15 protein-coding genes and 2 pseudogenes are annotated in these 24,594 nt (G+C 66.3%); 11 read left to right on the top strand and 6 right to left on the bottom strand.

Annotated features, from left to right (window positions below):
* Positions 1-48 precede the first annotated feature (48 nt).
* Positions 49-3,126 carry a PAS domain-containing protein gene (locus EJI00_RS16945; RefSeq protein ID WP_126748663.1) on the bottom strand — a complete coding sequence of 1,026 codons (3,078 nt, stop codon included), beginning with the start codon at positions 3,124-3,126 and terminating at the stop codon, positions 49-51.
* A gap of 90 nt (positions 3,127-3,216) precedes the next feature.
* Between EJI00_RS16945 and EJI00_RS16940 the strand changes: the two are divergent.
* Positions 3,217-3,577: pseudogene (locus tag EJI00_RS16940) on the top strand (alpha-amylase family glycosyl hydrolase); the annotation flags it as partial.
* Between the two features lie 58 nt (positions 3,578-3,635).
* Here EJI00_RS16940 and EJI00_RS25420 read toward each other — a convergent pair.
* The 5 genes and pseudogenes from EJI00_RS25420 to EJI00_RS16915 form a co-directional block, all read right to left on the bottom strand.
* Positions 3,636-3,713: pseudogene (locus EJI00_RS25420) on the bottom strand (erythromycin esterase family protein); the annotation flags it as partial.
* 131 nt (positions 3,714-3,844) lie between these two features.
* Positions 3,845-4,549 carry a phosphoribosyltransferase gene (locus tag EJI00_RS16930; RefSeq protein ID WP_126748662.1) on the bottom strand — a complete coding sequence of 235 codons (705 nt, stop codon included), beginning with the start codon at positions 4,547-4,549 and terminating at the stop codon, positions 3,845-3,847.
* A 58-nt stretch (positions 4,550-4,607) separates the two neighbouring features.
* Positions 4,608-4,955, bottom strand: a complete 348-nt coding sequence (locus tag EJI00_RS16925) for a hypothetical protein (protein ID WP_126748661.1) — start codon at positions 4,953-4,955, stop codon at positions 4,608-4,610.
* Between the two features lie 37 nt (positions 4,956-4,992).
* Complete coding sequence (locus EJI00_RS16920; protein WP_126748660.1) at positions 4,993-5,397, bottom strand: Hsp20/alpha crystallin family protein; 405 nt, start codon at positions 5,395-5,397, stop codon at positions 4,993-4,995.
* 25 nt (positions 5,398-5,422) lie between these two features.
* Entirely contained in the window at positions 5,423-5,860 is a 438-nt protein-coding gene (locus EJI00_RS16915; RefSeq protein ID WP_126748659.1) for an Hsp20/alpha crystallin family protein, read from the bottom strand.
* Between EJI00_RS16915 and EJI00_RS16910 the strand changes: the two genes are divergently transcribed.
* The 10 genes from EJI00_RS16910 to EJI00_RS16865 all read left to right on the top strand — a co-directional run bounded on the left by EJI00_RS16910 (position 5,859) and on the right by EJI00_RS16865 (position 24,322).
* The gene (locus EJI00_RS16910) at positions 5,859-6,041 is read left to right on the top strand and encodes a hypothetical protein (RefSeq protein ID WP_126748658.1); all 183 of its coding nucleotides are present in this window, start codon (positions 5,859-5,861) and stop codon (positions 6,039-6,041) included. The two genes, EJI00_RS16915 and EJI00_RS16910, sit on opposite strands and share 2 nt — an antisense overlap.
* 75 nt (positions 6,042-6,116) lie before the next feature.
* Entirely contained in the window at positions 6,117-6,476 is a 360-nt protein-coding gene (locus EJI00_RS16905) for a hypothetical protein (RefSeq protein WP_126748657.1), read from the top strand.
* 108 nt (positions 6,477-6,584) lie between these two features.
* On the top strand, positions 6,585-6,905 hold the full coding sequence (locus EJI00_RS16900) for a hypothetical protein (protein ID WP_126748656.1): 321 nt from the start codon (positions 6,585-6,587) through the stop codon (positions 6,903-6,905).
* A 193-nt stretch (positions 6,906-7,098) separates the two neighbouring features.
* On the top strand, positions 7,099-8,997 hold the full coding sequence (gene glgB / locus EJI00_RS16895; RefSeq protein ID WP_126748655.1) for a 1,4-alpha-glucan branching protein GlgB: 1,899 nt from the start codon (positions 7,099-7,101) through the stop codon (positions 8,995-8,997).
* Positions 8,997-11,048 carry an alpha-1,4-glucan--maltose-1-phosphate maltosyltransferase gene (locus EJI00_RS16890; protein WP_126748724.1) on the top strand — a complete coding sequence of 684 codons (2,052 nt, stop codon included), beginning with the start codon at positions 8,997-8,999 and terminating at the stop codon, positions 11,046-11,048. The genes glgB and EJI00_RS16890 overlap by 1 nt, the downstream gene beginning before the upstream one ends.
* A 13-nt stretch (positions 11,049-11,061) precedes the next feature.
* Entirely contained in the window at positions 11,062-14,388 is a 3,327-nt protein-coding gene (treS, locus tag EJI00_RS16885; protein ID WP_126748654.1) for a maltose alpha-D-glucosyltransferase, read from the top strand.
* Between the two features lie 58 nt (positions 14,389-14,446).
* Positions 14,447-15,202, top strand: a complete 756-nt coding sequence (locus EJI00_RS16880) for a mechanosensitive ion channel family protein (RefSeq protein WP_126748653.1) — start codon at positions 14,447-14,449, stop codon at positions 15,200-15,202.
* Between the two features lie 45 nt (positions 15,203-15,247).
* The gene (gene glgX, locus EJI00_RS16875) at positions 15,248-17,410 is read left to right on the top strand and encodes a glycogen debranching protein GlgX (RefSeq protein ID WP_126748652.1); all 2,163 of its coding nucleotides are present in this window, start codon (positions 15,248-15,250) and stop codon (positions 17,408-17,410) included.
* A complete protein-coding gene (treZ, locus tag EJI00_RS16870; protein WP_126748651.1) occupies positions 17,407-19,263 on the top strand; it encodes a malto-oligosyltrehalose trehalohydrolase in 1,857 nt (618 codons plus the stop codon). The genes glgX and treZ overlap by 4 nt, the downstream gene beginning before the upstream one ends.
* Entirely contained in the window at positions 19,256-24,322 is a 5,067-nt protein-coding gene (locus tag EJI00_RS16865; RefSeq protein ID WP_260590745.1) for a malto-oligosyltrehalose synthase, read from the top strand. The genes treZ and EJI00_RS16865 overlap by 8 nt, the downstream gene beginning before the upstream one ends.
* Positions 24,323-24,594: the final 272 nt, after the last annotated feature.

Raw genomic sequence — 24,594 nt, 5'->3', positions numbered from 1 at the left:
GGCTCGCTGCAATGCCGCGTCACTACCAAAGTTCTCAATTGAAGCGCGTCAATCGGAAAAACCGTGGGTATTGCGTCCCGCGGACTTGGCGCGGTACAGCGCGGTGTCGGCGCGCGCGAGCAGCTCCGACGGCGTGGCGGGCGCTTCGCTTGCCGGGTGAAACGCCACGCCGATGCTGGTGGTAACCCGAAGGCTCTGTCCGTCGATCTCGAACGGCGCGCCGCCGATCTGGTCGACGATCTTCCGAGCAATGGCGGCGGCCGCTTCTTTCGCCTGCAGGTTTTCGAGCACCACCACGAACTCGTCGCCCGCGAGGCGGGCCACGGTGTCGGTGGCCCGCACGCTCGCCAGCAGGCGGCGGGCGTATTCCACCAGCACGCCGTCGCCGGTCGCATGGCCAAGGGTGTCGTTGATGGTCTTGAAGCGGTCGATGTCGAGAAACAGCACCGCCAGCGCGCTTTGCGTGCGCTGGGCGCGAGCGATGGCACCCGGCAGGAACTCGTTGAACGCGAGGCGGTTGGCCAGGCCCGTGAGCGTGTCCACCCGCGCCAGGCCGCTCAGCTTGCGCTCCACCGCCTTCAGCGCACTGATGTCGAAGCTCAGCGAGAAGATGCCGCGCGTGACGCCGTCGGCCCCGGTGTCGGGCACGTAGCTCACGCGCGTGGTGCGTTCGCCGTCCTGCGTGAGGGTCTGTGCCTCGAACTCGACCCGCTCGCCCGCCAGCGCGCGCTGGATCATGTGCCTGCGCGAGAGATACAGCTCGGGCCCTGCCACATCGCTGATGTGGTGGCCCAGGATCCTGGAAGGCTCCACGCCCAGCCATTCGCGGTAAGTGGCATTCGCGAAGGTGATCTTCTCCTCGCGGTCGATGTAGGTGATGAGCGCCGGCAGGTTGTCAGTGATGGTGCGCAGGCGCATCTCGCTTTCGGCCTGCTGGACCTCGGCCTTCTTCAGCGCGGTGATGTTGAAGGTCATGAGATAGAAGCCGAGCACCTTGCCTTCCAGGTCCTTGTCGGGAATGAGGTTGACCTGGAAGTAGCCGGTCTTGCCATGCAGCGGCGTCCGCACCGGAAACCTCACCGCCTTGCCCTCGCGCACCATGGGAAGGTAGGGCTGCTGCTGCCGGTATACCGTGTCGCCCACGGCCCTGCGCAGGTCGACGCCGGTGAGCGGACCGTCGTCCAGGCCCGCCATCCGCCGTGCCCGCACGTTCGCGAACAGGCAGTTCTCGTCGTTGTCGAAGTAGCCCACCAGCGCGGGAATGTTGTCGGTCACGTCGCGCAGCCGCTTCTGCTGTTCGGTCAGGGCCTTGCGGATGTTCACCTCGTCGGTGATGTCGAAGGTCATGGCGAACACGCCCTGCACCACGCCGTTCGCGTCCTGGTCGGGGATGTAGTGCGCCTTGAAGGTGCGGTGGCCGATGCCCAGCGCGGGATCGCCGGATTTTTCGATGACCACCGTTTCGCCGGCAAGCACGCGCCGGTAGGAGTCTTCGACCACCGAAAAATCCTCGGCGCCGCGCACCTCGGGCATCGAACGGCCGATCATGGCCCTGTCCTTGTGCAGCGCCTTGACCTTCGCATTCACGAAGGTGTATCTCAGCGACGAATCGACATGCGAAACCAGGGCAGGGATGTTGTCGGCAATGATGCGCACCTGCGCTTCGCTGTGCGCAAGGCTCACCTCGATGCGCTTGCGCTCCGTCACGTCGAAGGTCATGGCGTAGTAGCCGCGCACCTGCCCGGCCTGGTCGCGGTCGGGAATCAGCTCGGTCTGGAAGAAGCGGTCTTCCTCGCCAAGGCGTGCGTCGCCCCGGCTTTCGAAGCTGACCGCCTCGCCCTCCAGCACGCGCTGAACCGCGGCGTCCACCGCCTCGTTCTCGCCGATCGGCTGCGCCGTGCGCCCGATGAGCTGCGCCGCGCCGCGATCGAGCTTTCTGCAGAGAGGGGCGTTCACGAAGGTGTAGCGGCCCTGCGCATCCACGTGCGACACCAGCGCGGGCAGGTTGTCGGTGATGTCGCGCAGGAACTTCTCGCTCGACTTCCGCTGGCGCATCAGCCCGTCGAAGGTTCGTGCAAGGTCGCCCAGCTCGTCGTTCGGGTAGGTGCGAAAGGGCCTTTCAAGCGCTGCGTTGTCCACATCCAGCATATGCCGGTGCAGGTAGCGCAGTGGCCGCAGCTGCCAGCTCACCACCGTGAGCGCCACGGCGCCGGCAATCACCGCGAGCACCAGCGCGCCGACCCAGGCCGCGCGCTCGATGGCCTCGATGCGGGCGAACGCTTCCGCGCTCGGGTACATCGCACCCATGACCCAATTCGTCTGCTGTATGCGCTTGAAGGAGTACAGCCCATGCACGCCCGCATGGTTGACGCCTTCCGTGGCGCCCTCGTAGCCCTCCATGGGGCGATCGATCTCGGGGTTGCCGACTCCCTTCAGGCCGGTCTGGTTGATGATGAGCTCGGTGCGCGGGTGGTCGATCACCACGCCGTCCGTGCTGGTGATGAAGAGGTAGCCCGTTTCGCCGAACTTCACGTCGGCCAGCTCGCCCAGCAGGTTGCGGTCCTTCAGGTTCAGGGCGCCCGAGATCACGTACTTCACGTTGTTGGCCGGGTCCAGCACCGGCTCGGTCATGGCAACCTGAGCCAGGCCGGTCAGCCGGTTGAGATAGGGCTCGGAAATGACGCTGGCCTTGGACGCGACCGTTTTCTGGAAGTACGGGCGGTCCTTGATGTTCACCCTGCCGGGCTGCTGCGCACCGTTCAGGCTGGCAACCAGGTCGCCATCGGCGGTGAAGAACGCCACGTTGCTGAACGCCTTGCGCAGCGGCTGGTGCTTTTGGAGAAAGGCCTGCAGCGCCTCCGTGTCCTGGAAGTCGTTCGATTCCACGCTGGTGGCAAAGGTCTCGAGCAGGGTGCGCCGGCTGACGAATTTCTGGTCGACCGTGTTCGCAACGGCCGACAGCCTCGCGAACTCTTCGCTTTCGATCGAGGCCTTCATGCTGGCCTTGACCAGCTGCAATGCCACCGTGCCGATGGCGGCCGTGGCTGCCAGGACCACCGCGGCAACGCCGATGCCAAGGCGCGTATTCAAGTTGATGCGAATGTTCCTGAGACCTGATGTGTTCATTGTCGTGGACAGGCATCGCGATGGAATCCGCGTTGCGCACGTAGTGTGTCAGAAGCAGGGTCTCGGGTACTTCGCGCAATCCCCCATGCCTTGCTACGTTACCGGGAGGCGGCCGATGCCTGGTGGAAGAACGTCATTTATCAAATCTATTCGCGTTGGTTCCAGGACAGCAATGGAGACGGTACCGGCGATTTGCGGGGCATACAGATGCGACTTGACTATCTGGTCGAGCTGGGCGCGGACGCTGTTTAGATATCGCCGATCTACCCCTCACCAATGGCCGACTTCGGGTACGACATTTCCGACTACTGCAACATCGACTCGCGTTTTGGCATCGCTGGAAGACTTCGATGCGCTGGCCGCCGAGTGCCAGCGGCAGTACTACTGCCATTCCTTCCTGAAGGAGCAGCCCGACCTGAACTGGCGCAACCCCGAAGTGCGCAAAGCCATTTGTGGGTGGTAAAGCCCACAAGCACCGCGTCGCGGCCCTGGCGTTCGCGCACCAACTGGCCGACGTTGAGCTCGCCGCGCTCCTCGCCCGTTTCGGTGGCGTGCGCATCGCCCAGGTGCGAGTTGTGGGCCCACACCACGATCTTCGGTCGCTCGCTGCCGCGCCAGAGGTGGCGATCCACCTCGCCCAGTCTCGACCATGTGCCGGTCCCGCAAGCTCCATGAGGAAGCGCCGCTCAGGCACATCGGTAATACGCCTCGGCATTTTTCACGAGGCGCGCGTTCTGCTTGGCGTTGAACGCGTCTTCTTCGTCGACCGTGTTGCCGGGCGGCTCGCTTCTTCGAGCAGGCGGCACACTTCCTCGTCGCTGGTCTGGGAAAAATCGAGATACCACCGGCCGACGCCCAGAAAGGAGTCGGGAATCTCGGCGCAAACGACGTCGTCCGCCTCGCCGTGCAAGAGCGCGCAGGCTTCTGGGGATGCGACGGGTGCAGCGACCACGACACGGGCCGCCTCCTGCCTGCGCACCGCGCGCACGGCCACGCGCATGGTGGCACCGGTGGCAAGCCCGTCGTCCACCAATATGACGATGCGGCCCGCCAGGTCGGGCGCGGGCCGGTCGCCGCGGTAGGTGCGTTCGCGACGTTCGAGCTCACGCTGTTCGTTGCTCACCACTTCATCGACCGCCCTGGCGCCGATGCCGAGCTCGCGCACAAGCTCTGCGTCGAGCACCTGTTCGCCGCCGCTTGCAATGGCGCCCATGGCGTATTCCTCGAGGCCCGGCACGCCCAGCTTGCGCACCACCAGAACGTCCAGCGGCGCCTGCAGCGCCTGGGCCACTTCGTACGCCACCGGCATGCCGCCGCGCGGCAGGGCCAGCACAATCACGTCAGGCCTGACGGCATAGATGGCCAGCTCCTGGGCGAGCACGCGGCCTGCGTGCTGCCGGTTCCTGAAATACTCGAATCCCATTTCGGCGTCCTTGCGGCCACCTTAGGTTTGCTCGAGCGCCGGCGCTGTAGGGGGATGCTCACATCGGCGTAGGCGCGCTCTGCCCCGGCTCCGATCGATAGCGCTGCGCCGCCTCCCAGGCCTCGACGATCAGCGCACGGGCCTTCGGATGCTCGGGGTCTGTCACCACCCATTCCGGGTACGCGTGCGGAAGGCTGGAGGCCGTCACGCGGATCGCATCGAATTCCGTTCGGGGGAGCGGCGGCGTTGCGCTGGCGCGATGGGTCAGCGTCTTGCGCAGGCCCGCCTTCCACGCATCCGGCAGGTGATCGACGGCGGGCAGGAGCGCCAGCGCGATGTGCGCCGCGCGCGGGCTCAGGGCTTCGGCGTCGGCGCGCAAACGCGCCAGGCACTCGGTACCGCTCATTCCTCACCTCCGGAGCATGTGGTCATGGCGGGCTGCTTCACGCGGCCTGGATCTCGATACGCCGCGGCTGGGCGTGCTCGGCCTTCGGAATGCGCAGCTTCAGCACACCCTGCTTCAGTTCAGCCGAGATCGCGGCCGTGTCCAGCTCCTTGCTGAGCGTGAACACGCGGCGGAAGCGGCCGAGGCCCACCTCCGTGTGGCTGGATTCCAGCCCCTCCGGAACGGCCAGGTCCGACTCCGCCTCGATGGTCAGCGTGTCGGAAGCCACGTGCAGGCCGAGCTTCTCGCGCGAAACGCCGGGCAAGTCGGCAAAGAGCGTGATGCCGCCGCTGTCCTCGATCACGTCGACCGGCGGCGTCAGGGCGGCGTCGCTGTAGCGCGCGCCCTCCTTGCGGGCGAGCTCCTTCGATTCGGCGACGCGAGGCGATGTGTTGCTGTTCATGATCGTCTCTCCTTTCGTTTGCTTGTCACTGAACGGTGATGCGCCGGGGCTGCGACGAGGCGCGCCGCTGCACGGTGATGTGCAGCACGCCGTCGCGGTACTTGGCCTGCACGGCGTCGGGGTCGGCATCGTCGGGCAAGGTCAGCACCCTGCGGAAGCTGCCCTCGAAGCGCTCGTTGATGTGAACGGCCGCCTTGGCATCGCCCTGGGGCAGCGTGTTGCTGCGCGTGCCGGCGATGGTGAGGAGGCCGCGCTCCAGGTTGACTTCCAGGCTGGACGGGTCGACACCCGGCGCAAACGCGTAGATCTCCACGGTCTGCGGCGTGCCGCCGACGTTCAGGGCAGGGAAGCCGTTGCGGCCGAAGCCGCGGATGGTGGGCGACAGATCGAAGGCCTGCTGCATCTCGCGCTGCAGGCGATCCATCTCGGCGAACATGTCGCGCGGAAACAAGGATCGGTACATGGCGAAAACCTCCATTCGAAAGTTGAACGGAGCGCCGGAGGCCTCTCCAGCGCTTCCGATCAGCGAAATAGGCGCGGCCATGCTTTTTTCAAGAGCCTTTTTTTCCGCTGCCGCAGCGGCAGCGCCCGATGCTATGAACCTGCCGCGCGCGATTAAAAAGACCTTCCGGCAGACCCCTTGAAGCCCGGCGAGGCGGACCTAACTCGAACGTCGTCGAAATCGTCAGTCGTCATTCCAAACCTAGAGGAGATTTGTCATGTCGATGGACCTGCTCAAGCAGATTGCCGCATCCCGCCTTCCCATGTCTTTCCGGACGCCCAAGGAGATCGACGAGGTCAGGATTCTTCGCCAGGCCGGGCTCGTGATCGCGTTCGTTCCGGCCCCGGCCGATCCGCTGAAGCTGTCGGGCGCCGAGCCCGCGGCACAGGTGCTTGCCATTACCGAAAAAGGCCGCGAAGAACTGTCGCGGGTGCACTATCCGGGCGAGACGCCGGGGCGCAGCAAACCGCGCCACACGGGCCTGAAGAACTGGCTCGCCGGCGGGCGTCGCGGGCATGGATTGCAGCAAGGTTTGCTGCACCAAAGCCACGATTCACGGCGCTCGCAAAGCTTGTAGGCCGCATCCTTCCTGAACATGCGCGGAAGTCCATGACAGCGCATGCGTGCTTCCGCGCTGAATCCGTTTCACCACTACACAAGAGACAAGCGAGAACAGGAGACACACATGGACTTCGAAGGCATCTACTGCTTTGACACGGCGAGCGTCCGCTTCGCGATTTATCCGGACGGTCCCGACGGCGCGCGGATCATTGCGCAAATTTCAGAAGAAACCCTGCACGACGTGTTCGGCACCAGGAACCTCGGCGACCAGTTGCTCGACACCTGCAGGACGCACTTCGGCGACATCGGCGCCGCCGCGCTCAAGCGGTTCCGGGCCAACCCCAACCAGGCCATCAACCTGACCGTGGACGACTTCTCCCGCCGCACTCTTCCCCGGTCGGCGGGAGTGCAGGGCGCATGGCCGGCAGCCTCGCTCGCGGCCTGAACAGCCGCGCCGGCGCGCGGTCATTTTTCGTCCCTCATCGCGTTATGGGGAACTCTCCGACACGGCAAGGAGGTTTCAGCCTTACCCGCCGGGCCCGAATTCTTTGCAAATTGTTAGCTGAGGCCGTTGGGTTGACGAGAGCGTGTTCCTTTGAACACCCGGTCGCTGGCCTTCAAGCAAGCAAGGAACACCGGTGCCAGTGACTCAGCAGCTACCCGAGCCCGAGGCGCAAGACGCCTACCTGTTCCGCGAAGGAACGCACTCCCGCTTGTATGACCTGATGGGTTGCCACCTTTCGAAGGAGGGCGGCGCGCGCTTTGCGGTGTGGGCGCCCAATGCGGAGTCCGTTGCCGTGGTCGGCGACTGGAACCACTGGTCCGGCGACGCCGATCCGCTGTCGCCCTCGCCGGACGGCACGGGCATCTGGCTGGGCCATGCGCCCAACGCGGCGCTCGGCCAGACCTACAAGTACCGCATCCGCTCGCGCTTCGGCGGCTACACGGTCGACAAGGCCGACCCCTTTGCCTTCTGTGCCGAGCATCCGCCCGCCACGGCATCGCGCATATGCGATCTTTCGTATGAATGGAATGATGGCGAATGGATGGCCACGCGCGCCGCGCGCAACGCGCTGGACGCGCCGATGTCCGTCTACGAGGTGCACCTGGGTTCCTGGCGGCGGCGCGACGGGCACTTCATGGGTTACCGCGAAATCGCGCATGAGCTTGCGGACTATGTGAAGCACATGGGCTTTACGCATGTGGAGCTCATGCCCGTGACGGAGCACCCGTTCTACGGCTCCTGGGGCTACCAGACCACCGGCTACTTCGCGCCCACGGCGCGCTTCGGGTCTCCGCAGGATTTCATGTACCTGGTCGACCACCTGCACCAGAACGGCATCGGCGTGCTGCTGGACTGGGTGCCTTCGCACTTTCCCACCGACGAGCACGGGCTCGCGTTCTTCGACGGCACGCACCTCTACGAGCATGCCGATCCGCGGCAGGGCTTTCATCCGGAGTGGAACTCGAGCATCTTCAACTACGGCCGCGCCGAGGTGCGCAGCTTCCTGGTGTCGTCGGGGCTCTTCTGGCTCGACCGGTACCACCTGGACGGGCTCCGGGTGGATGCGGTGGCGTCGATGCTTTACCTCGACTACGCGCGCAAGCACGGCGAGTGGATTCCCAACCGCCACGGCGGCCGCGAGAACCTCGAGGCGATCGACTTCCTGCAGACGCTGAACCGCGCCGTGTACCGCGAGCACCCCGACACCATCACCGTGGCTGAGGAATCGACCGCGTGGCCGCGCGTTTCGCGCCCCACCGACATGGACGGCCTGGGCTTCGGCGAGAAGTGGAACATGGGCTGGATGCATGACGTGCTCGCCTACATGAAGGAAGAGCCCGTCAACCGCAAGTACCACCATCACAAGATGACGTTCTCGCTGGTGTATGCCTTCCACGAGAACTTCGTGCTCCCGCTCTCGCACGACGAGGTGGTGCACGGCAAGGGCTCGCTGCTGAACAAGATGCCCGGCGACCCGTGGCAGCAGTTCGCCAACCTGCGCGCGCTGTTCGGCTTCATGTGGGCGCACCCGGGCAAGAAGCTGCTGTTCATGGGTGGCGAGTTCGGCCAGCGCCGTGAATGGACGCATGACGGCGAGCTCGAATGGTGGGTGTGCGACCTCGAAGGGCACGCGGGCCTGCAGCGGCTGGTGTCGCAGCTCAACCGGGTGTACCGCGGCGCGCCCGCGCTCTACCAGCAAGACTTCACCCCGGCAGGCTTCGAGTGGGTGGTGGCGGACGACGCCGAGCGCAGCGTGTTCGCGTTCGTGCGCAAGGCGCAGGGCGGCCATCCGCCGCTGCTGGTGGTCAGCAACCTGACCCCGGTGCCGCGCACCAACTACGTGCTGGGCGTGCCGCAAGGCGGCTACTGGCGCGAACTCATCAACACCGACGCGGTGGAGTTCGGCGGATCGGGCTGGGGCAACCTGGGCGGCGTGGAGTCCGCACCGGTGCGCTCGCACGGCCGCATGCAGTCGGTGTGCATCACCTTGCCGCCGCTTTCCACGCTGATTCTCGAGCACCGGCCATCATGATGAAAAAACTGTTCGCAACCCCGCAGACGCCCGCAGCTTCGAGAATGCCCGAGATGAGCGACGGCAACCGCCGCGCCGTGGTCGACGCCGTCTTGCCGGCGGTGGACAATGGCCGCTTCCCGGTGAAATGCATCGTGGGCGAAATGGTGCACGTGAAGGCGCATTGCTTTACCGACGGCCACGACGTACTGCGAGTGGTGCTGTGCTGGCGGCCGCATGACAAGACCGAGTTCCGCGAAGTGCCGATGAAGCCGCTCGTCAACGACGTGTGGGAGGCCGCGTTTTCGCCGCCCGCGCTGGGGCGCTACTTCTACACCGTGGTTGCGTGGGTCGACCCCTTCGAATCGTGGCGCAGCGAAATGGCGCGGCGTGTGGACGCCGACGACGTGCGCATCGCATCGCAGGTGGGCGCGCTCGAGGTGGCCGCGGCCGCCGAGCGGGCCGAGGGCGCGGACCGGCAGGCGCTTGCGCGCTGGGCCACCGAGCTCGATGCGGTAGCTGCCCACCCGGCCACGGAGGCGTCGACGCTCAAGGCGCTGGCGCTGGACGAAGAGTTGGCCATGCTCGCGCGCCGCCACCCGGACCGCCGGCACCAGGTGCGCCATGCGGTCGAGTTGCCGCTGGAGGCCGAGCGCGAGCGCGCCCGCTTCAGCACCTGGTACGAGCTGTTTCCGCGCTCCGCGGGCACCACGCCCGGCGTGCACGGCACCTTCAAGGATGTGGAGGCCCGCCTGCCGGCCATCGCGGCCATGGGTTTCGACGTGCTCTACTTTCCGCCGATTCATCCCATCGGCCGGGTGCAGCGCAAGGGCCCCAACAACGCGCTGACCAGCGGCCCGGAAGACGTGGGCAGCCCCTGGGCCATTGGCGCCGCGGAGGGGGGGCACAAGTCCATTCTTCCCGCCCTTGGCACGCCGGAAGACTTTCGCCACCTGTATGCGCAGGCCACCGCGCACGGGCTGGAGATTGCGCTGGACATCGCGTTCCAGTGCGCGCCCGACCACCCCTACGTGAAGGCGCACCCCGACTGGTTCCGGTGGCGGCCCGACGGCAGCGTGCAATACGCGGAGAACCCGCCCAAGAAGTACCAGGACATCTATCCCTTCAACTTCGAGAGCGAAGACTGGCGCGGCCTGTGGGTGGAGCTGCGCAGCGTGATCGAGCACTGGATCGGCGAGGGTGTGCGCATCTTCCGCGTGGACAACCCGCACACCAAGGCCTTCCCGTTCTGGGAGTGGGCCATCGGAGAAATTCGGCGCGAGCACCCGGAGGTGATCTTTCTTGCCGAGGCGTTCACGCGGCCCAAGGTGATGCACCGGCTGGCAAAGCTGGGCTTTTCGCAGTCGTACACGTACTTCACCTGGCGCAATACCAAGCAGGAGCTCACCGAATATTTCACCGAGCTTTCGACCGCGCCGGGCATCGACTACTTCAGGCCCAACGTGTGGCCGAACACGCCCGACATCCTGCACGAGCAATTGCAGGGCGGGGAGCCTTCGGTGTACATGGCGCGGCTGGTGCTGGCCGCCACGCTGTCGGCCAACTACGGCATCTACGGGCCGGCCTTCGAGTTGCGCGAGCATCTGCCGCGCTCGCCCGGCAGCGAGGAATACCTCGACTCCGAGAAATACCAGCTGCGCCACTGGAACCACGACGACCCGGGCAGCCTCGCGCCCTTCATCGCCCGGGTGAACCGTATCCGCCGCGAGAACCCGGCGCTGCAATGGGACCGGAGCCTGCGCTTTCTGGAGATCGACAACGACCAGCTGCTGGCCTATGCCAAGGTGTCCGAGGGCGGCGACAACGTGATCGTGACCGTGGTGAACCTGGACCCGCACAACGTGCAGTCGGGCTGGCTCCAGTTCGATCCGCAAACCGCGGGCATCGACAGTTCGCGCGCATTCCAGATGCACGACCTGCTGAGTGGGCAGAGGTTTACGTGGCAGGGCGGATGGCATTACATCCGGCTCGATCCGCACAGCGTGCCCGCGCACATCTTCGTCGTCCGGCGGCGCCATGGCGACGAGCGCGACTTCGACTACTTCCTGTGAGGCCGCGCCCAACATGAATGCACCTGTTTCCCACATTGCGCTTGAAACGGTCGAGATCGACATCAGCGACGACCCGCTGTGGTACCGGGACGCGGTGATCTACCAACTCAACGTCAAGGCCTTCTTCGACTCCAACAACGACGGCATCGGCGACTTCAAGGGCGTGACGGCCAAGCTCGACTACGTGAAGGAGCTCGGCGTCAACACCATCTGGCTGATGCCGTTCTATCCCTCGCCGCTGCGCGACGACGGTTACGACATTTCGGCCTACGAAGACGTGAACCCGCAGTACGGCACGCTGGACGACTTTCGCGAGATGCTGGACGCCGCGCATGCGCGCGGGCTGCGCGTGATCACCGAGCTGGTCATCAACCACACATCGAGCGACCACCCCTGGTTCCAGGCTGCGCGCAACGCGCCGCCCGGCTCGCCCGAGCGCGACTTCTATGTGTGGAGCGACACCGACCAGATCTACCAGGGCACGCGCATCATCTTTACCGACACCGAAACGTCGAACTGGGCGTGGGACCCGGTGGCCAAGGCCTACTACTGGCACCGCTTCTTCAGCCACCAGCCCGACCTGAATTTCGACAACCCGGCGGTGCTGGAGGCCATCTTCAAGGTGATGCGCTTCTGGCTCGACATGGGGGTGGACGGCTTCCGGCTCGACGCCATTCCCTACCTGGTAGAGCGCGACGGCACCAGCAACGAGAACCTGCCCGAGACGCATGCGGTGATCAAGAAGCTGCGCGCCGCCATCGACGCGCAGTACAAAAACCGCTTTCTGCTGGCAGAGGCCAACATGTGGCCGGAAGACGTGCGCGAGTATTTCGGCGATGGCGACGAATGCCACATGGCATACCACTTTCCGCTGATGCCGCGCATGTACATGGCCATTGCGCAGGAAGACCGGCACCCCATCGTCGAGATCATGCAGCAGACGCCGGACATTCCCGAGGGCTGCCAGTGGGCGATCTTCCTGCGCAACCACGACGAGCTCACGCTCGAGATGGTGACCAGCAAGGAGCGCGACTACATGTACACCATGTATGCCGCCGACCTGCGCGCGCGCATCAACCTGGGCATTCGCCGCCGCCTTGCGCCGCTGATGGAAAACGACATCGACCGCGTGAAGCTCATGAACGGCATGCTGCTGTCGATGCCGGGCTCACCCATCATCTACTACGGCGACGAAATCGGCATGGGCGACAACGTGTTCGTGGGCGACCGCAATGGCGTGCGCACGCCCATGCAGTGGAGCCCCGATCGAAACGCCGGCTTCTCGCGCGCCGACCCGCAGCGCCTGTACCTGCAGCCCATCATGGACCCGATGTTCGGCTACGAGGCGCTCAACGTGGAGGCGCAGGCGCGCGACAGCAGTTCGCTGCTCAACTGGACCAAGCGCATGCTGGCCGTGCGCAAGACCAGCCACGCCTTCGGCCGCGGCAAGCGGCGCTTTCTGAAGCCGGGCAACCGAAAGATCCTGGCCTACCTGAGCGAGTACGGCGACGACATCATCCTGACGGTGTTCAACCTCTCGCGCGCCGCGCAGCCGGTGGAGCTCGACCTCTCGGCCTTCAAGGGCAGGGTGCCCATCGAGATGCTGGGCCGCGCGCCGTTTCCGCCCATCGGCGAGCTGCCGTACCTGCTCACGCTGGCCTCGTATGGGTTCTACTGGTTCAGGCTCACGTCCGACGCCGAGATGCCCAGCTGGCACCAGGAAGGCGTGGCGCTGCAGGAGTGGCCCACGCTGGTGCTGTTCGACGGCTGGACCAGCTTCTTCCGCGACCGGGTGATGCCGTGGCGCATCGGCATGTCGGAGCGCATGCGCGCGCAATTCGAGCAGGAGGTGCTGCCGCGGCACATCGAGATCCAACGGTGGTACGCATCGAAGGGCACCACCATCGAGCGCGCTCGGCTGGCCGACCATGCGGTGTGGGAATCCGGCTCGCAAAGCTGGATGCTGCCTCTGCTCGAGCTCGACGGTCCGCAAGGCGGCGCCACCTATTTCATGCCGCTGGCACTGGCCTGGGAAGAGCGCGATGAAGAGCGCATGGCCGGAGTGGCACAGGCCGCGGTGGCCAAGGTGCGGCAGCAGGCGCAAGTGGGCCTGATGGGCGACGCCTTCTACGACGAGGCTTTTTGCCGTGCGCTGCTGCAGGCCATCCGCAGCGGCATGGACCTGGACACCGCACGAGGACGGCTGCGGTTCCGCCCCACGGCGGCGTTTGCCGCCGTCAAGGCCGACATCGACAGCCTGCCCGTCGGGCGGCCGAGCGGCGTGAGCAGCAACACGGTGGTCACGGTGAACGAAACCCTGTTCCTCAAGGGCTACCGGCATCTGCGCGAAGGCCTGAACCCCGAACTGGAGATGGGCCGCTTCCTGACGGACGTGGCGCACTTCCCGCATTGCGTTCCGGTGCTGGGTGCGCTCGAATACACCGCCAACGACGGCCGCACCATGACGCTGGCCATGGTGCAGTCGTATGTGTCGAACCAGGGCGACGGCTGGGACCACACGCTCGGCTACCTGGAACGGTTCCTGCGCGACTTTGCGACCACCAACGGCGCGCTGCCCGATCCGCTGGCCGCGCACGGCGGCTTTCTCGCGCTCATGGCCACGCTGGGTCGGCGCACCGCCGAACTGCACAAGGCCCTGGCAATGCGCACGGGCGCCGCGGCCTTCGAGCCCGAGCCGCTGCTGGCCGAAGACATTGCCCGCTACGCGGCGCAGGCCCGGGCCGACGTGGCCACCACGCTTTCGCTGTTGCGCGACAGGCTGGGCCAACTGCCGGCGCCGGCGCAGATCGACGGCCAGGCGATTCTCACCATGGAAGACGCGCTGCAGGCTTCGATTGCGGCGCGCAAGCCGCAGACGCAGGGCGGCATCAAGAGCCGCTACCACGGCGACTTTCACCTGGGCCAGGTGCTGGTGCGGGACAACGATTTCGTCATCATCGACTTCGAAGGCGAGCCGGCGCGCAGCTTCGACGAGCGCCGTGCCAAGGGCTCGCCGCTGCGCGACGTGGCCGGCATGCTGCGCTCCTTCAACTACGCGCGCTGGTCGGCCCTGCGGCGCGTGGCGCAGAGCGTTGAAGAAGCCGCCTACCTGGCCCCGCCCGCCGCCGCATGGGAGCAGGCCACGCGCGAGGCCTTCATGGACGGCTACTCGCAGGCGGCAGCCGACGGCAACGCGCAGATCGACACCGAACTGCTCGCGCTGTTCGAACTCGAAAAGGCGCTGTACGAGCTGCGCTACGAGCTCAACAACCGCGCCGACTGGGCCCAGGTTCCGCTGAACGGCGTGCTGGCGCTCCTGCAGGCAGAGCGGCCCGGCTGATGCCTGCGCCGCATCCGCCGCTTTCGTCCGCAACCGCATTCACGCACCGGAGAGACTCATGGACCGATTTGGCATTCACCTGGAGCCGCTGAACGCAATGCTCTACCAGGTTGGGGCCTTCGTGCCGCGCCTGGCCATTGCACTGGTAGTGGTGCTCGCCGGCTGGCTTATCGCCAAAACGGTGCGCTTTGCCGTTACCAAGGCATTGCGCGCCATCAACTTCAACGTGCTGACGGAACGCGCCGGGCTGGACAACTTCTTGCGCCAGGGCGGGTGGGGCGGCGACACCAGCAGCCTCTTCGGCGTGCTGGCCTACTGGCTCGTCATTCTTGCGGCACTGCTGGTGGCGTTCAACGGGCTGGGGCTGAGCTACATCGCCGACCTGCTCGGGCGCGTGGTGTGGTTTGTGCCGAACCTTTTCGTCGCCTTGCTGGTGCTGGCCTTCGGATCGTATTTCGCCCGCTTCGTGGGAGAGGCGGTGTCGAGCTACTTTCGCGGTGCCCAGATGCGCGATGCCGTGCTGCTGGGGCAGATCGCGCGCTATGCGGTCATGGCCTTCGTTATTTTGATTGCGCTGGACCAGATCAAGGTGGGCGGCGACATCGTGCGCGAGAGCTTCCTGGTGGTACTGGCGGGCGTGGTGTTTGCGCTGGCCCTGGCCTTCGGGCTCGCGGGCAAGGACTGGGCCGCGGCACAGATCGAGCGCTGGTGGCCGCGCACGCCCCAGGACAAGAGCACCACCACCACGACAACACCGACGATCGTCGTCGAGCCCAGCAAAGGCAGTTCGCCCGGCGAGCGGCCACCGCGCTAAGCGCTTTCTCTTTCTTCTTCGCCTCTTTCTCTCATACCTGACTCGATGACACGCAGCAAACGACCTTCCATCACGGCCGTGTGGCCGGGCCGCCCTTATCCGCGCGGCGCCAACTGGGACGGGGAGGGCGTGAATTTCGCGCTCTTCTCCCAACACGCACAGGGCGTTGACCTGTGCCTTTTCGACGAGAAGGGCCGCCACGAGATCCAGCGCATTCCGATCCGCGAGCGCACTGACGGCATCTGGCACTGCTACCTGCCCGAGGCACGCCCTGGCCTGGCCTACGGCTACCGAGTGCACGGGCCGTACAAGCCCGAAGAGGGCCACCGCTTCAACCCGCACAAGCTGCTGGTCGACCCCTATGCGAAGGACCTGGTCGGAGAGCTGCGCTGGGGCGATGCGCTCTATGGCTACACCGTGGGCAGCAAGCGGGAAGACCTGTCGTTCGACCGGCGCGACAGCGCACCGCTGGTGCCCAAGGGCCGCGTGCTCGAAACCGCCTTTACCTGGGGCGACGACCGCCGGCCGTCCATACCCTGGCAGGACATGGTGATCTACGAGCTGCACGTGCGCGGCTTCACCATGCGCCACCCCGACGTGCCCGACGAACTGCGCGGCACCTACGGCGGCCTGTGCTGCGCGCCGGTGGTCGACTACCTGAAGCGGCTGGGCGTGACCACCGTGGAGCTCTTGCCGGTGCACAGCTTCCTGAACGACAGGCACCTGGCCGAGAAGGGCCTGCAGAACTATTGGGGCTACAACTCGCTGGCCTACTTCGCACCCGAAATGCGCTACAGCGCCTCGGGCAAGGTGAAGGAGTTCAAGACCATGGTGAAGACGCTGCACTCGGCAGGCATCGAGGTGATTCTCGACGTGGTCTACAACCACACCTGCGAAGGCAACCAGCTGGGGCCGACGCTCTCCATGCGGGGCGTGGACAACGCCTCCTACTACATCGTCAACGCCGAGAACCGGCGCTACTACGACGACTTCACCGGCTGCGGCAACACCGTCAACCTGGAGCATCCGCATGCGCTGCAGCTGGTGATGGATTCGCTGCGCTACTGGGCCGAGGAAATGCACGTCGATGGGTTCCGCTTCGACCTGGCTTCCGCGCTGGCACGCGAGTCGGGCAAGGTCGAAAACCTTGGCGGCTTCTTCGATGCGATACGGCAAGACCCGACGCTCAACCGCGTCAAGCTCATTGCCGAGCCGTGGGACCTGGGCCACGGCGGCTATCAGGTCGGCAACTTTCCGCTGGGTTGGGCCGAATGGAACGACCGCTACCGCGACGGCATGCGCGGCTTCTGGAAGGGCGATGCCGGCTTGATCGGCGAGGTGGGCAAGCGGCTCACCGGCTCCGAAGACCTGTACGGCTGGTCGGGCAAGCAGCCTACGGCAAGCATCAACTTCATTACGGCGCACGACGGCTTCACGCTCAACGACCTGGTCTCTTACAACGACAAGCACAACGAGGCGAACGGCGAAGAAAACCGCGACGGCAACAGCCACAACATCTCGTGGAACTGCGGCGCCGAAGGGCCGACCGAAGACCCCGAGATCGTGGCGCTGCGCGAGCGGCAAAAGCGCAACATGCTGGCTACGCTGCTGCTCTCACAGGGCGTGCCCATGCTGCTGGCCGGAGACGAGCGCGGCCACACGCAGAACGGCAACAACAACGTCTACTGCCAGGACAACGAGCTCGGCTGGATCGACTGGACCCCCACGCCCGAGCGGCAGGCGCTGGTCACCTTCGTGGAGCGCGCCATCGCACTCAGGCGCGCGCATCCCTCGTTTCGCAGGCGCAGCTTTTTCGCGGGCAAGCCGAGCGAGGCCGAGAGCGTGACCGACGTGCTATGGCTCAGGCCCGACGGCGCAGAGATGCGCCCCGAGGACTGGGGCGACGCCAACGCCAGGTGCTTTGCCATGTACATGTCGGGCGGCGGCATCGTCGACCGCGGGCCGCGCGGCGAGGCGCAGCACGACGACGACTTTCTGGTGCTGTTCAATGCGCATCACGACGAGATCAAGTTCACGCTGCCGCCCGCGCCCTACGGCGCATGGCGGCTGCTGCTGGACACCGCCAGCGGTTCGCCGCCGCCCGCCACCGAAGACGTGGCCGCGCTCGCGCCCGCGTGGTCGGAGCCCGCCTACCCGCTGCAGTGCCGCTCGCTCGTGGTGCTGAGCCGGCCGGATGTGCGGCCATGAAGCGCGCTCATCGCATGCCCTTCGGGGCTACCGTCAATAGCGACCGCGGCGTCGACTTTGCACTTTGGGCTCCTTCCGCGGACGGCATCACGCTGGTGCACACGCCTGCCGGAGGTGCAGACTCTTCGCACGCGATGCCGCGCAGCGAGGATGGATGGCACCGCCTGACGCTGCCGGATGCGCGCCATGGGGATAGCTACGCCTACCGGCTGGCGGATGGAACCACCATTCCCGACCCGGCCTCGCGCTACAACCCGGACGACGTTCATGGCCCCAGCCGCATCGTCGACCCGCATCGCTTCGAATGGACCGACACCGACTGGCGCGGGCGCCCCTGGCACGAGGCGGTGGTCTACGAACTGCACGTGGGTACCTTTACGGAAGATGGCACCTTCGAGGCTGCGCGCGAGCGACTCGGTGAGCTTGCGGAACTGGGCATCACTGCCATCGAGCTCATGCCGCTGGCGGATTTTCCGGGTGCGCGCAACTGGGGTTATGACGGCGTGCTGCAGTTTGCGCCGGACGCTAGCTACGGAACGCCGGACGATCTCAAGGCGCTGGTCAATGCCGCGCACGGGCTGGGCCTCATGGTGCTGGTCGACGTGGTCTACAACCACTTCGGGCCCGAAGGCAACTACCTGCATGCGTGCTGCCCCGAGTTCTTCAACGCGGCGGAGCGCACGCCGTGGGGTGCTGCTATCAACTTCGACGGCGAGCAGTCGCGCACGGTGCGCGACTTCTTCATCCACAACGCCTTGTACTGGGTGGAAGAGTTCCACATCGACGGCCTGCGCATGGATGCGATCCACGCCATTCGCGATTCGTCCGAAAAGCACATCGTTCATGAAATCCGCGAGGCGCTGAACACCGGCCCGGCGCGCGAGAGGCATGTGCACCTGGTGCTGGAGAACGACGCCAACCTGGCCTCGCTGCTGGCGCGCGACAGCGCCGGCCTGCCGGTGGCGGGCACCGCGCAATGGAACGACGACCTTCACCATGCGGCGCATGTGCTGACGACCGGCGAGCGCGACGGCTACTACGCGGACTATGCCGACGATCCCGCGGGCTGCCTTGCGCGCGCGCTGGCCGAAGGCTTCATCTACCAGGGCCAGCCATCGGCCTTCCGCGGCGGCGAGCTGCGCGGCGAACCCAGCACGCAGTTGCCCTCGACCGCTTTCGTGTCCTACCTGCAGACCCACGACCAGGTCGGCAACCGGGCCTTCGGCGAGCGCATCCATGCGATGGGCGATCCGGCGCTGGTACGCGCGGCGTTTGCCTGCGTGCTTCTGTCGCCGCATGTGCCCATGCTCTTCATGGGCGATGAATTCGCGGCCTCGTCGCCGTTCTTGTACTTCTGCGATTTCGGTCCGGAGCTGGCTTCCGCAGTGGCGGAGGGGAGGCGCTCGGAATTCGGCGGCTTTGCCGCGTTTGCCGACGAAGCGGCGCGCGCCCGCATTCCAGACCCGAACGCCGAAGAGACCTTTACCGCCTCGAAGCTCCGGTGGCGCGAGCGCGGCACGCAACCGCACTTTGCACGGCTGTGCGAAATGCAGCAGCTGCTCGAGGCGCGCCACCGCATGCTGGTTCCGCACCTGGCCGGTGCCCGCCACGCCGGAAGCCATCGCTGCGAAAACGGCTTGGTGCAGGTGCAGTGGGAGCTGGCGAGCACCGTGGCCGGCGAGCCGGCCAGGCGCCTTCATCTCCTGGCCAACTTCGGTATGCAAGCCGCCACGCATTCCGCGGTGCCGCCTGGTGCGGTGGTCTACAGCTCAGGGGCCGCCGCGGATGCGGCGGGCCTGCGGCTGCAGCGCGGCGCGGTGCACGCGACGCTGGAGGACGTGTCCGGTGGTTGATTCGAGCCAATGGTCCGCCGATGTGCTGGAACGCCTTTGCAGGCACTACGGCATCTCCGCCACCTATTTCGACGCTTTTGGAACGCAGCGCCACGCCGCGCCCGAGAACCTTGCCGCATTGCTGGCCGAGTTTGGTGTGCAGGCGGGTGCCGCACCGGGCGATGTGGCCGAGCCGGCCATGCCGCCCGTTCTCGTTGTCGCAGCGCACGCGCCGCACTGGAGCGTGCACCTGCCGCGGCAAGGCCATCTTGCCGGCAAGCTTCGCTGGCACTTGCGCGATGAAGAAGGCCGCCTGCGCGATGGCGAAGCCGATGCGCACGCGCTGCACGATGGCGGCGGCATCCTGCACCTGGCGGAACCGCTCGCGCCCGGCTACCACTGGCTGCGAATCGACGGCCTGGACGGCGAGACCATGGTCGTCGCGTCGCCCGGGCGCTGCTACCGGCCTCCCGCTGCGCGCGACGGTGGCCGTGTGTGGGGGCCGGCGGTGCAGCTGTATGCACTGCGATCGCCGCGCAACTGGGGCATCGGCGACTTCGGCGACCTGGACGCGCTGATCGACAGCATGGCCGGGCAGGGCGCCGACGTGGTCGGGCTGAACCCGCTGCATGCGCTGTTCCCTACGGACCCGCAGCGCGCGAGCCCCTACAGCCCTTCGTCGCGGCAGCGGCTCAACGTGCTGTACATCGATGTCGAGGCGGTGGACGACTTTGCCGCGTGCGAGCCCGCGCGCCGCCGCGTGGAATCGCCCGAGTTCCAGGCGAAGCTGGCCGCACTGCGCGAGTTACCGCTGGTGGACCATGCCGGCGTGGCCGCTGCCAAGTTCGAAGTGCTCGAACTGCTTTTCGAGCACTTCAGAACGCACCATCTTTTGCGCACGGGTGGCCCGGACGCAGCCGGCGAAGCCTTCCTCGACTTCGTTGCCGAGCAGGGCGAACCGCTCCGTCGCCACGCGCTCTTCGAGGCGCTGCAGGCCCACTTTGCGGCGGAAGACCCGCAATGCTGGGGTTGGCTCATGTGGCCCGAGGCCTACCGCGACATCGACTCGCCCGCGGTGCAAGAGTTTGCGGCCCGGCATGCCGACCGCCTGCAGTATCACCAATACCTGCAGTGGTTGGCTGAGCGCCAGCTTGCACGCGCGGGTGCGCGTTGCGAGGCGCTGGGCATGGGCATCGGCCTGTACCTGGACCTTGCCGTTTCAGTAGACCGCGGCGGCTCCGACGCATGGGGCGCGCAGCATTGCTTTGCGGTGGGAGCCAGCATCGGTGCGCCGCCGGACGAGTTCAACCCGGCCGGGCAGAACTGGGGCCTGCCGCCGCTGCGGCCGGACCGCCTGCGCGCCAACCACTACCAGCCGTTCGTGCAGATGCTGCGCGAGAACATGCGCCACGCGGGCGCGCTGCGCATCGACCACGTCATGGGGCTGATGCGCCTGTTCTGGATTCCACCGGGCCGCACCGCGCACGACGGCGCGTACGTGCGCTATGCGGTCGACGAGATGCTCGCCATCGTGGCTGTGGAAAGCCATCGCCATCGCTGCATGGTCGTGGGCGAAGACCTGGGCACGGTCGAAGACGCGATGCGCGATGCGCTCGCGCGGGCCGATGTGCTCTCTTACCGGCTCCTTTACTTCGAAAAGCAGCAGGGCGGCGGTTTCACGCCGCCCGCGGCATATCCACCGGCGGCACTGGTGGCCATCAGCACGCACGACCTTGCCACGCTCGCGGGCTGGTGGTCGGGACATGACCTCCGGCTCAGGCTGGCGCTGGGCCTTTTTCCGGACCCCGGACTGTTCGACCGGCAACTGCTCGATCGGGCGCAGGAGCGAATCCGGCTGATGCTGGCGGTGCGCGAGGCGGGGCTGCTGTCGCACGACGAAGCCGCGCAGGCACTGGCGTTGGCAACGCCCTCGCCACGGACGATGCAGGCGGTCCACGCGTTTCTGGCCGCTGCGCCGTCGGCGCTGATGGTGTTCCAGCTGGAAGACGTGGCCGGCGAAGTGGACCAGGCCAACATGCCCGGCACGGTCGACACGCATCCGAACTGGCGGCGCAAGCTCGCTGCGACGGTGGAGGCATTGGCCGCGAGCGACGCCATGCGGGGCCTTGCCGGGCATCTGCGCGCGGCAAGGCCTCGCCGCAGCGCAAGCGCAGAGCCGGCGCCGCTGCTGCAGGCGCGTGTGCCGCGGGCCACCTACCGCCTGCAGTTCCACAAGGGCTTCAGCTTCGACGATGCCATTCGCGTGCTGCCTTACTTGGCGCAGCTCGGCGTGAGCCATGTGTACTGCTCGCCCATCCAGCGGGCCCGCGCGGGCAGCACCCACGGCTATGACGTGGTGGCTCATGCGGAGATCAACCCCGAGCTTGGCGGCGCCGAAGGCTTCGCGCGCTTTGTCGAGGCGCTGCAGGCCAACGGCCTGGGGCAGCTGCTCGACATGGTGCCCAACCACATGGGCGTGCTCGGTGCCGACAACGCCTGGTGGATGGACGTGCTGGAGAACGGCCCGGCCTCGCTCTTCGCGCAGTATTTCGACATCGACTGGCAGCCGCTCAACCAAGAGCTGACCGGCAAGGTGCTGCTGCCAGTGCTCGGCGGTCACTACGGAGAGGTGCTCTCCAGCGGTGAGCTGGTGCTGCATTTCGAAGCGACGCAGGGCAGCTTTGCGCTGCGCTATTTCGAGCACCGGTTTCCGCTTGCGCCCGAAAGCTATCCCGTGGTGCTGGGGCGTGCGCTGCCGCACCTGAAGGACCCGGCGCTTGCGGCGGAACTGGCCAGTCTCTCGACCGCCTTCGGCCACCTGCCGGGCCGTCATGCGCACGCGCCTTCAGAGCGCACCGAGCGTGTGCGCGACAAGGAGCTGTTCAAGGCACGCCTCGCGCAACTGGTGCAGGCGCATCCCGCGCTGGCGCGCGCCGTGCTTGCGGCCGTGGCCGAACTGAACCTGGCATCGGACAACGCGCGCGACGAGCTGCATAGGCTCATCGAGGTGCAGGCCTATCGGCTCGCGTACTGGCGCGTGGCGGCGGACGAAATCAACTACCGGCGCTTCTTCGACATCAACGACCTGGCGGCGGTGCGCATGGAGCGCGACGAAGTCTTCGAGGCCACGCAATCCTTTGCGCTGGACCTGGCCGCGGCCGGCGTGGTGGACGGCCTGCGCATCGACCACCCCGATGGCTTGTACGACCCCGCGCGCTACTTCAGGCAACTGCAGGAAGGCTATGCGCGCCGCGCGGGCATCGTGCTGCCGGCCCCAGGGCCCGACGGCAGGCCTCAGCGCCCGCTGTACGTTGTCGCCGAGAAAATCGCCGCCTCCGAAGAAGAAGTGCCCGTTGAATGGCACGTGCACGGCACTACCGGCTACCGTTTTGCCAACGTGGCCAACGGCGTGCTGGTGGACACCGCCGCAGCCGATGCGTTGCGGCAAACCTGGCACCGCTTCACCGGCGATGAGCAAGACTTCGATGCCGTGGCCCGCGCAGGCAAGCATGAAGTGATGCGCAGCGCGCTCGCTTCAGAACTGAACGTGCTCTCCACCGAGCTGCTGCGCATTGCGCGTGCCGACCGCACCACGCGCGACTACACGCTCAACGCGCTGCGCCGCGCGCTGGCCGGCGTGGCGGCCTGCATGACGGTCTACCGCACCTACATCGTCGATGCGCCTTCGGCGCAAGACGCGCATTTCATCGATGCAGCCACCGACGCGGCCGAACGCCAGAGCCTGGATGCCGACCGTTCCATCTTCGCCTTCGTGCGCCGCTCCCTGCGCGGAGAGGCCGCCGAGCATGCGACCCCGGCGCTGGCCGAGCGCGTGCGCCGGTTCGCGGTGCGCTTTCAGCAGTTCAGCGCGCCCGTCGCGGCCAAGGGCGTGGAAGACACCGCGTTCTACCGCTACTTTCCGCTCAGCGCGCTGAACGAGGTCGGCGGCGAGCCAGACCAGTTCGGCTTCGATGTGGACGAGTTTCATGCGCTCAGCGCCGACCGCGCGCGGCACTGGCCGCACACCATGCTCGCCACTTCCACGCATGACAACAAGCGATCGGAAGACGTGCGCAACCGCATCGATGTGCTTTCGGAAATGCCGGGCGAGTGGCGCGAAGCGCTCGCGCGCTGGCATGCGCTCTGCCGTGGCGAGGAAGAGGCTGCTGCGCCTTCACGCGCGGATGAGTACCTGCTCTACCAGACCCTGCTCGGTACCTTGCCCTTCGGCGGACTCAGCGCCGAAGCCGCGCCTGCGTATGAACAGCGCGTGCTGCAGTACATGCAGAAGGCCGCGCGCGAATCCAAGTCGCACACGCGCTGGACCCAGCCCGACGCGCAGTACGAAGAGGCGCTGGAAGCCTTGGTACGAAAGATTCTGTCCGATCGTTCGCAAGGCGGCTGCCTTGCCGACATCCAGCGCATGGCCGATCGCCTTTCATGGTTCGGCGCGTGGAACGGCCTGACGCTGACGCTGCTGAAGTACGCCTCGCCGGGCGTGCCCGATCTGTATCAGGGCAGTGAGCTCATCGACCTGAGTCTGGTCGACCCGGACAACCGGCGGCCGGTGGACTATGAACTGCGCAGCCAGCGGCTCGATCAGCTTCAGGCAATGGTCGGCGAAGCCGATCTGCCGGCGCGGGTGCAGTCGCTCGCCGAGGCGCCGCACGATGGGAGCGCGAAGCTCTGGTTCATCTGGCGGATGTTGTCGCTGCGACGCGAGCATGCGGAGCTTTTTCGCGGCGGCAGCTATGAAGGGCTCGCGGTTGAAGGGCCGTTGGCTCGGCATGTGGTGGCCTTTGCGCGGAGGCATGAAGGGCGGACGCTGGTGGTGATGGCGGGGCGGTTTTTTGCTGGGGTTGCGCGGAGTGAGGCGGATGGGGGTACGCCGGCGCTTCCTGACGTGGATGCCTGGCGGGGGACCAGGGTGGTGCTGCCTGATGGGCTTGGAAGTGCGGGGCTAACGAATGTCCTGACTGGGGAAGCGCTCGTAGCGAACGGCAATGTCGTTCCACTCGAAGGGGCGTTTTGTTGGATGCCGTGGGCCGCCTTCATCCAAATCGCGGAACCATCGGCGTGACTCGCTCGACACATCCGGGCGAAGCATCTGCCCTATCCCGGCGCAAACCGCCGGAGATTACCGGCGCGGACGTTTTCCTACTGCAAAGGTCGTTTTTTCCCTTCGCCGACCGAGGTGACGCTGGCTACCGTGACAGCGTGTCCACCACCGAGGCAGTTAAATGAAAAGCATCATCCTTTGGCTATGCGGCGTGCCCATTGGCGTCATCATCTTGTTGAAGGTATTCGGGGTCTTTTGAGAGCGATGACTCACCCGCGACCTTGAGATATAAG

It is taken from the genome of Variovorax sp. DXTD-1 (assembly GCF_003984625.1).
In the GTDB taxonomy this organism is placed as follows: Bacteria; Pseudomonadota; Gammaproteobacteria; order Burkholderiales; family Burkholderiaceae_C; genus Variovorax.
The sequence above is the reverse complement of the archived record's forward strand: the minus strand, read 5'-3'. Positions and strand labels throughout refer to the sequence as shown.